We start from the raw sequence: 8,240 nt of genomic DNA, 5'->3' as shown, positions 1-8,240 counted from the left end.
TCGTTGTTCGGAGTCCAAGGCGGCGGCACGTGTTCCGGACGACCAATCACGAATTACCAATCACCGCCGTAGGCCGCTGGCCTCCTACCCGGCGATAACCACCGCATCGCGACGGTTTTGGATCTCACGCCGCCGGCGGTTCAAGAAAATGGTGATGTCCACCAGCAGGGTTTCGTTGGGGTGGAACAGGTCACGGACTTCGGCGGGAGTGAGATTGGCGGATCCGGTCTCACTGGGCGTAGCCGACGCGCGCCCTTTCGTCGAAGCGCGGCTCGGCAGCAATGGCGATCTCCAGGCGGTCCACGTCGTCCTTAAGCCCACGGCGCGTGACAGCTCGACGGGCTGCGAACTTTGCCTCGACCTCGGCCGCCGGTACCAGGCGGCCGGCGGTGGCCGAGTCCAGGGCGGTGGATTGCGGTGGCGACTATTAAGCGATCGGCGGGGGCACGGGGCTAGCCTTCCAGCCTGGCGCCCAGCAAGGCAATGCGTCTGTTGTTACTCCAGGGCGCCGGTGTAAAGCTGTTCGACGGAAAGGGTGATCTCCAATTCGGGCAGCTCGAAGTGGTCGTCGCCACTCAGCGGCTCGGCGGCCCAGTCGGCGCTGCGCCGGTAGAGCAGGCCGGCGGGGCGGTCCTGTTCCAGGATCAGGTAGGTGGCCAGGCTCTCCAGGCGGGTGTAGGCAAGCAGCTTCTCCCGCCGGTCCACCCGTTCGGTCGCCGGGGAAGCCACCTCCGCGATGAACCGGGGCCGCTCCAGGTAGTAGCGGGCGCGATCGTCCGGGTCGCAGCCGACCACCACATCCGGATAGTAGAAGATCTCGTCGTCGCCCAGCCGCAGGTGGACCTTCATGTCGGCCATGAAGGTCTGGCAGGGGCCGCCGCGCAGGTGGCCGTGCAGGGCGGCAAAAAGGTTACCGGCGATGAGGTTGTGCTCCCGGCTCGCCCCGCCCATGGCGTAGACGGTGCCGGCCACGTATTCGTGCTTGACCTCGGTGGCCGGCTCCCCTTCCAGGTACTCGTCCACCCCGGTCTGGGCTGGCCGTTGCTGGTCGGCTATGCTCATGGTGCGGCCTCGTATGTTCGATTCGGCTACTCGTCTTCGGATAGCTTGTCCAAATACGTTTTCACGTGCTCGGTATATAGGTGATAATCCTGCAAGCACGACTTGATCGATTTATGGACTATTTCCCGGTCAGCGTCATTGTAGTCATGCACTAAAATGTTCCGTAGACCCGCGCTGTCCGCGATTTTCTTCGCGAAATCCTCCGAATACACGCCGAGATCGGCGAGCATGAGGAACGTGTCCCGGTAGGTGAGGCGCGTGCTCCTCTTGTCCCCCGCCCACAGTTCGCTGAGCAAATGCTCATTGACGTCAATCGCACGCATCACGATCCGCTCGAGCATCCGCTCCACGGCGGCCAATTTGATCTCGTCACGCTTCAATGACGCGAGTGATTCATCCTTGAATTGAACGAGGAGCTGGAGGTCGTCAATAATCAGTCGAAGCTTGCGTCCGAGAAGCTCACGACGGACCATAGAGCTGCTCCTTTATCTGTTCCAGCTTCTTTTGGGACAATGTTTCCTCCAACGCCAGCAGGTCGGCTGAATCCACGAAGTCGCGATAAGCGAACGCCCGATACTCGCAGAACAAATCCGGATCGCCATACAACAGTACGGCGTCTCGCATGATCTCATAACGAAACAAGGCATCAGCCGATTCCAGTCGTACCAGATCCAGCGTGTGACCCGGAAAAGAATGACTTAAGCTCTGATAGCAATCGAGGTAAGCGCCAGCCGGACAGCCGAGCACAGCGATATCGAGGTCACTGCCTCCCCCGGCAGCACCCCTTGCGTATGAACCATAGAGCACAACTAACCGCAGACCGTACAGGCCCGCGACTTCTGTCAATCGCTCGCGATCATTCTCCAAGCGAAACGCCACGGTTCGGGTCGTTTCCACAGATTCGCTCATCATGACATGTATTGTACCAGCCGGTAGGAGGCGAGCCCGCTCGCCGATTACGGCCTCGGTCAACCGAAAATCGGCCAAGGGGCTGGCCTCCTACCTTCCCGATGACACGACTTCCAACCCGCCAATCACCAATTACAAATCACCAGTGACCGCTGTTGACACCAATCACCGCCGAAAGCCCCGTCACTCCCCCAACACCTCCTCGATGCTCGAGGCAGTCAGAATACGCTCCGACCAAACCAGCAGCGTGTCCGCGTCGGCCCGCTCCACCCGCGCCCGGTGAGGCGCCAGTGCCGCGGCACCGAACTTCCGCTCCAACAGGCGCAACAGCACTGCAGCCTCGCCCTGCTGCTTCCCCTGGTCCAGGCCTTGTTGCATCCCTTCTTGCAAACCTTGCTGCAAACCCTGTTCCTTGAATCGCTCCGCAAACGTGCTCACCATCTCGACCTCCTCCGGATATCGCCTCCGGTACTCGTCCTGTTCATTATCATCCAGTGCCATATAGCCGTCGACGTTCTTTTCGACATACAACTCGAACATGATGTAGTCATCAGTCCTTTGTTAGTCCCATACAAAGAATGGTCCAGCGGTGTGTATTCAATATTGTCTATTCATGACCAGAAGGAAGGGGTCAGGTCTCCTACGGAGGGGATGGCACCCATTCCGATACACCAATTACGAATTACCAATCACCGTCACACCGGCTGGCCTCCCACGGACGGCCGACCCAGAACCCCGAATCTCATGCCCATTGCGCCAGTAGCACGACGCAGCCAGCTTTTCCGGCCCTGTTCAAGTAACGGCGGTCAGCCGTAACGAAGGTACCTTGGTGCGCCAGTGCCAAAGCGTGGTAAGAAGCGTCATAAAAGGTGACAGTATAGTCGCGCGTCAATCTTATGGCAGTGGTCAGCCAGTCGTCGTTTTCCATGCCCTTGCCGAGACCAAAGTTGTCCAGTAGCTGCATTATCTCCAGAGCCTGTTCGGGGAAGCGGCGCGCGAGCGTGTTGCCCACCTCGTAGCGCCATAGCGCGGGAACGACGAGCTCGACAGTCCCGGCGACCGCTGCGTCGCGCAGCCGCAGTGCGGCCTCCTGATCCGCCTCGCCACTCGTATCAGGCAGCACCCACTTCAGAATGACAGAGGCATCGGGAATGACCAAGCTCACAGTCCATCGTCCCGCTCTCTGTCCTCCCGCAGCCATGTCACGATCTCCGATGAAGACACAGCCGGCATGGCGGCACGCAGGGCATCCATACTGCGCGCCGCGCTGCGACGGCGGCGGTTCTTTATCCAATCGGCAATGGCTCGGTTTACAACCCGGCTACGTTCGCCCGAGGGCACTTTCTGGAACTCTTTCCATATTTCGTCATCGATCATGACATTCACGCGGTGCGCCATGGCGTTCCCTCAGTATGTGTAATTGATTACACACTAATTAACCGGGAAAACGCTGTCAACCCTCCCCAGATCCGCGCACAAGGCCGCGTGCCGGCAGCCCACCGGCCAGCGGGCTATCTACGGCGCCGGTGTCCCGAACCATGCGCGTAAGAGGCGAGCCCTCTCGCCGATGGGGTTTCGATTGAAGAAAATCGGCCAGAGGGCTGGCCTCCTCCGAACCCGAACCCCGAACCCCGAATCACGAATCACGAATCACGCCTCGGCAGGAGACGAGCCCTCTCGCCGACCACGGCTTCGATCAACGTCCCTTGTTTCACGGCATAAAATCTTCCGGTCGACTGCCGACAAGTAGTCCATCGACCTCGAGGAAGTGTTTGTCATAAGTGAACACAGCCAGACCATGCTGAAGAGCCGTTGCGGCGATCCATAGGTCATTGGTGGGTATCGGGGCGCCTTTGCGACGTAGATGAAGGTACGTGTGTGCGTAGTACTCAGCCGTCGTTTCGTCCGCCGTGAAGATCGATACCCGGGGCGAATCGAGCAGCTCGGTAAGCTCACGCCGGTTCTCGGCGGCGCGCCCACCCGCCGCGAAACCACTTAACAGCTCGCCCAGAACGATGGTGCTGAAACCAATCGTCTCCGCGATACGAAACACCTGGACCGCGTCGGGCGTGCCGGTTTTGAAAGCCGTATACGCGTTAGTATCGAGAAGTATCCGTTTCACGCCACAGCTCCTTGTCTACCTCCTCGAAACATTGGATCGATTCCAGAAACTGCGCGGCTTCTTCCTGCGACCAGGAACCGGCCAGATGATCGAGGTCGTGATACACGCGGCGGCGCTCCGACGCCGGTTTCAGACCAATTCCACGGCGAACCAGGTCTAAAACCAGGGCATTGACACTCAGGTTCTTCCTTTTGGCTTCGTCCTTCAATTTTGCAGCGGTTTCCTCATCGAGACCGCGGATACTGATGGTTTTCATGCTGTCAAAATTGCCGCTAATATGATGGCAGACTATAGTATCACAGTCCGGTCGGCGCGGAACCCTACGCCAACGGGGTTACACGCGAGCTCACCGACCTCCCCCGCAGAACTAACACCGAAAGAACATCGAACACCGGATGAATCGGCCAGAGGGCTGACCTCCCGCCCGGAGTCTTCCTCACGATACGTATGGGCTACAAGCGTCTGCCAGCGCTCTTCGCCATCCTCATGTCGATCTTGAAGAGACAGGTGCCTCGGGTCACTGAATACCAGCCGTGCCGTCTCAAAGGAAACGCCATGCTTGGCCTGATTGTCGCTGACTTCTCACCCTGATTGACGCTCTACAGGGCGTAGTCCTTGCGGATGCCGAGTGGGGTAAATTCCTGGTTGAAAGATATGTCCGGTATCAGGGAGACAACCAGGAGAACCGTCAGGCACAGCCAGAACAGAGATTTGTAAAGCCATTGAGTGTGCGAGCCGGGCGAGTTGCGGCGCGCCGAGGAGGTCAACTGCACGCCGGTTTCCGACACCCGGCCTGCCGGCGTGGAGCTCGATTCGATTTCGCGGGACGGGCCGCTTGGCATCAACTCACACGTCGGATCCGGGAGGTATCGACCCTGCACACATACCGATCCGTGCGCAAGGCCGCGCGCCGGCGGCCCATCGGCCAGAGCGCTGGCCTCCTACGGGGGCGATAGCACCCATTCCGACCCACCAATCACGAATTACCAATCACCAATCACCGGCTGATCGGCCAGGGGGCTGGCCTCCTACGTAGATGGTTGGCTCTAAGCCCGAACGACCACTTACAAATAACCAACCACCGCCGAAAGTCTGACGACGCTCATGGCCTATTTTCATAAGCGGCGTGAGACGCGAATACGGCCCGGTTGAACGACAACAAAACGGTCAGCGATCTTGTCCGGATTGTCCTCGACGAATTTTACCACCGTTGTTGCCATCTCCATGCGAGCGTTTCCGGGAAATCGAATAAAAATCACACCGGGCGAGCCGGCGGCTTCTGAGAAAACGAGTTGACCGAAGTCTTTATCTTCCGTGAGCAACACTCGCGCTCCTGACCGGCGCGGGCCATTACAGCTTGGTCCGAAGCCCCTGGAAGCACATCCCTGACTGCCTCGACGTCATAGCCCGCTTCCCGCAGCGCCCGGACGACCGCGAAATCGCAGCTCTCATCCGCCAGAAACTCCACCGACTACCCTTCGGCAACCTTGTTAGTCGGTTCCAAAATAATGGTTTCCTCATGCGCGAGTGTATCCGCAGCATACTCAATGGCTGCCCTGATGTCTTCGAACCCAAGTGCGGGATAAGCATCAAGAAGCTCGACTTCTGTGGCGCCATCAGCCAGCTTTCGCAATATCAGCTCGACGGTAATGCGCGTTCCTCGAATTACCGGCTTTCCTGACATGACCTTGGGATCGACCTGTAGGCGCTCTGTCGTAGTCATATTTCGATCTCCGCTTAATGCAATCAGCAGCGTGTAAACGATTCACCTATTCGAATCAAAACCCATCGCGGTGGACATCAGCCCAGATTTCAATGCCACGAGAACCGAGCATTCAGGTTAACACAGGTTCTTACCGTAAGAGGTGAACCATCTCGCCGATTGGGGCTTCGGTCACCCCCCATCGGCCAGAGGGCTGGCCTCCGTTTCCGACGCCCCGATACCGAACGACCAATCACGAATTACCAATGACCGTCACATCGGCCAGTACGTTACTCATGCACGTGGACGAGGGTTTGAGTTGTCTGGACCGACAAGACTTTCCAAGGGGATATTCAACTCCTTCCAGAGCTTGCGGATCATTCCGAGCGTAAGAGGACGCTTGTGGTTCAATACCTCGGAAACGCGGCCACTGGGGCCAATGTAGGGTTCCAACGCCTTTCTATCGAGACCGGCTTGCTCCATGCGGAACTTTATCGCTTCAACTGGATCAGGGGACTCGATAGTGTGATGCTTGGCCTCGTAGGCCTCCACAAGCGTAACGAGCACGTCCAGTTCATCGCCTTCCGGGGTATCCATCTCCGCATCCATGAGCATGTCGATACGCGCCAGTGCAGCATCATAATCAACTTCGCTTTTAATGGGCCTGATATCCATCACACCGCCTCCACGTCGATCGCATCGTACTCGGCGTGTGTGCCAATAAAACGCACATACACGACACGGTACGGATAGTTAATCTTGACCACCAAACGGTATTTGTTGCCCGCTATATTGAACACAACACGGTTGCCTTTCAGGATGCTGGCAGAGCGGAACTGCGCCTTGACCGCATGGGGATCCGACCAATCCGCCTGTAACGCCTCCCTGTGCCAGGCCTCGAGTGGCTCTTTGGCATCTTCATGCCCGGGAATTGACCAGAATGCCCGCAACGTCCGTTTAGCGATCACCCGCATAAACCGAATATACCAACCTCCCAGTTTGGGAGCAACAGCTGATTGGGTACCCCCGCCGATTGAGGGGGCTAGCCTCCGACGCATCCGGCGCCCCGGTACCCGAACGACCAATCACGAATCACGAATTACCAATCACCGTCACATCGGCCAGAGGGCTGGCCTCCTTGCGCGCGGCAAGGCTCGACCTCGAACCCTTAATTTACAATCACCAACTACTCTTCGCTACCTTCAACCCCACGACAATCGCGATTGCGGTCCCCACGCCGAGCAGGTTGCTGATGATCGATCTTCCAGCAGTCTGCTATGCCGAACCGGACCAGTTCGCTGAGGATGGATCAACGAACAGGAGGGGTTTTCGGGTTACGCCCCAGGTCTTCAGGCACATGAAGCCGAGCGCCGCGTACCCGAGGTAATGGAGGGCGTAGTCCTTGCGGATGCCGAGTGGGGTGAATTCCTGGTTGAAAGATATGTCCGGTATCAGGGAGACAACCAGGAGAACCGTCAGGCACAGCCAGAATAGAAATTTGGCCGGGTGAGCGCGGGTGAGTAATCACCCGCGCTCACCCGGCCCGCCCATAAACCACTTTCCACAGTTTCCCTACCCTCTGCTTCGGGCGGCGGCACCCATTCCGGACCAATCACCAATCACCGTTACGTCGGCCAGAGGGTTGGCTCCTACTGGCGGGTAGGGTATTGATCCGCATCACGAACGCCGAACGCCGAACCCCGATCTTCGAACCCCCTGTACGAGGTGAGCCGTCTCGCGGCTGTCTAATGCGCATGAATAACCAGCGCCGCACCAGTCAAGCCAAGATGGCGATCTGTCGACCAGCAGCTCCGAATACGATGCCTTTTCATGATATGCAGGCCCAATGCATCGACAAGCGTCAAAGACTGATCATCAAACTTTCTCAAATAACCGGCCGCATGACTGACTTCCTCTTGTCCTACCGCAAGAACGTCCAGGAAATCCATCTCTTCGATCATCTGCAGAAACTGCAGCGCGCGGAACCGATCATAACGCTTCAGAAACCATCCATGACCTTCGCTGACAACCGCAGTGGAAGTAATCAATGTGGGCGGGTCGGCAAACAGCCGACAGAACTGGTGATGATGACTGTCGGACCGATCGGCAAAGGCTATGAATGCAGCGGTATCGACATAGGCCTTAGCTCTTTGGGCCATAGACGACATCGTCTAGCGACTGGCTGGAGTCACGGTCGCCTGTCTCGACGAAGCCCGCGAAGCGCATCCATGGCTTGCTGTCATCGACCGGCAAGCTCGACCGCAACGAACGCCTGAGCAACTCGGCAAGCGAAATACCCAGCCGCTTCGCCTCACGCTTGGCGGCGTCGTATTCTTCTTTGGACAGACTAATTTGGGTTCGTATCATAATGATAACACTATACCAGAAAGTGTAATCATGTCACAAGCGTCTCCGCAAGCATCGGCCAGGGGGCTGGCCTCCTAC

Annotated in this window: 14 protein-coding genes and 2 pseudogenes; 1 reads left to right on the top strand and 15 read right to left on the bottom strand. The window is 58.0% G+C overall.

Features of this window, described 5'->3' with window-relative positions; genetic code table 11:
* Window positions 1-495 precede the first annotated feature (495 nt).
* The 13 genes and pseudogenes from U5J89_RS09265 to U5J89_RS09205 all read right to left on the bottom strand — a co-directional run bounded on the left by U5J89_RS09265 (window position 496) and on the right by U5J89_RS09205 (window position 6,769).
* Window positions 496-1,062, bottom strand: coding sequence for a Uma2 family endonuclease (locus tag U5J89_RS09265; RefSeq protein ID WP_322575333.1), 567 nt, complete (start codon window positions 1,060-1,062; stop codon window positions 496-498).
* Between the two features lie 26 nt (window positions 1,063-1,088).
* A complete protein-coding gene (gene hepT, locus U5J89_RS09260) occupies window positions 1,089-1,535 on the bottom strand; it encodes a type VII toxin-antitoxin system HepT family RNase toxin (RefSeq protein ID WP_322575332.1) in 447 nt (148 codons plus the stop codon).
* Window positions 1,522-1,929: a type VII toxin-antitoxin system MntA family adenylyltransferase antitoxin gene (gene mntA, locus U5J89_RS09255; protein ID WP_322575331.1), complete on the bottom strand. Its 408-nt coding sequence runs from the start codon at window positions 1,927-1,929 to the stop codon at window positions 1,522-1,524. The genes hepT and mntA overlap by 14 nt, the downstream gene beginning before the upstream one ends.
* Before the next feature lie 225 nt (window positions 1,930-2,154).
* Window positions 2,155-2,511, bottom strand: a complete 357-nt coding sequence (locus tag U5J89_RS09250) for a hypothetical protein (protein WP_322575330.1) — start codon at window positions 2,509-2,511, stop codon at window positions 2,155-2,157.
* Between the two features lie 202 nt (window positions 2,512-2,713).
* Window positions 2,714-3,265, bottom strand: a complete 552-nt coding sequence (locus tag U5J89_RS09245; RefSeq protein WP_322575329.1) for a type II toxin-antitoxin system VapC family toxin — start codon at window positions 3,263-3,265, stop codon at window positions 2,714-2,716.
* Window positions 3,266-3,682: 417 nt separating this feature from the next.
* Complete coding sequence (locus U5J89_RS09240; protein ID WP_322575328.1) at window positions 3,683-4,093, bottom strand: type II toxin-antitoxin system VapC family toxin; 411 nt, start codon at window positions 4,091-4,093, stop codon at window positions 3,683-3,685.
* A complete protein-coding gene (locus U5J89_RS09235; protein ID WP_322575327.1) occupies window positions 4,068-4,349 on the bottom strand; it encodes a hypothetical protein in 282 nt (93 codons plus the stop codon). Before U5J89_RS09235 ends, U5J89_RS09240 begins: the two co-directional genes overlap by 26 nt.
* Window positions 4,350-4,381: 32 nt before the next feature.
* A pseudogene (locus U5J89_RS15980) lies at window positions 4,382-4,663 on the bottom strand (BrnT family toxin); the annotation flags it as partial.
* Between the two features lie 29 nt (window positions 4,664-4,692).
* Complete coding sequence (locus U5J89_RS09225; RefSeq protein WP_322575326.1) at window positions 4,693-4,935, bottom strand: hypothetical protein; 243 nt, start codon at window positions 4,933-4,935, stop codon at window positions 4,693-4,695.
* Window positions 4,936-5,208: 273 nt separating this feature from the next.
* Window positions 5,209-5,561: pseudogene (locus U5J89_RS15975) on the bottom strand (DUF5615 family PIN-like protein).
* A gap of 3 nt (window positions 5,562-5,564) precedes the next feature.
* The gene (locus tag U5J89_RS09215; RefSeq protein WP_322575324.1) at window positions 5,565-5,816 is read right to left on the bottom strand and encodes a DUF433 domain-containing protein; all 252 of its coding nucleotides are present in this window, start codon (window positions 5,814-5,816) and stop codon (window positions 5,565-5,567) included.
* Between the two features lie 273 nt (window positions 5,817-6,089).
* Window positions 6,090-6,470 carry a transcriptional regulator gene (locus U5J89_RS09210; RefSeq protein ID WP_322575323.1) on the bottom strand — a complete coding sequence of 127 codons (381 nt, stop codon included), beginning with the start codon at window positions 6,468-6,470 and terminating at the stop codon, window positions 6,090-6,092.
* Window positions 6,470-6,769, bottom strand: a complete 300-nt coding sequence (locus tag U5J89_RS09205; RefSeq protein ID WP_322575322.1) for a type II toxin-antitoxin system HigB family toxin — start codon at window positions 6,767-6,769, stop codon at window positions 6,470-6,472. The genes U5J89_RS09210 and U5J89_RS09205 overlap by 1 nt, the downstream gene beginning before the upstream one ends.
* A 25-nt stretch (window positions 6,770-6,794) precedes the next feature.
* On the opposite strand from U5J89_RS09205, the gene U5J89_RS09200 reads away from it, so the two are divergent.
* Window positions 6,795-7,097, top strand: coding sequence for a hypothetical protein (locus U5J89_RS09200; RefSeq protein ID WP_322575321.1), 303 nt, complete (start codon window positions 6,795-6,797; stop codon window positions 7,095-7,097).
* A gap of 443 nt (window positions 7,098-7,540) precedes the next feature.
* On the opposite strand, the gene U5J89_RS09195 is transcribed toward U5J89_RS09200, so the two are convergent.
* Together U5J89_RS09195 and U5J89_RS09190 are read right to left on the bottom strand one after the other, a co-directional pair.
* Window positions 7,541-7,954, bottom strand: a complete 414-nt coding sequence (locus U5J89_RS09195) for a type II toxin-antitoxin system VapC family toxin (protein ID WP_322575320.1) — start codon at window positions 7,952-7,954, stop codon at window positions 7,541-7,543.
* Window positions 7,938-8,162 carry a hypothetical protein gene (locus U5J89_RS09190; RefSeq protein ID WP_322575319.1) on the bottom strand — a complete coding sequence of 75 codons (225 nt, stop codon included), beginning with the start codon at window positions 8,160-8,162 and terminating at the stop codon, window positions 7,938-7,940. The genes U5J89_RS09195 and U5J89_RS09190 overlap by 17 nt, the downstream gene beginning before the upstream one ends.
* Window positions 8,163-8,240: the final 78 nt, after the last annotated feature.

This window comes from Fodinibius sp. (assembly GCF_034521915.1).
Taxonomy (GTDB): domain Bacteria; phylum Bacteroidota; class Rhodothermia; order Balneolales; family Balneolaceae; genus Fodinibius.
Note: the sequence above shows the minus strand (reverse complement) of the source record. Positions and strands in the feature narration are given on the sequence as shown.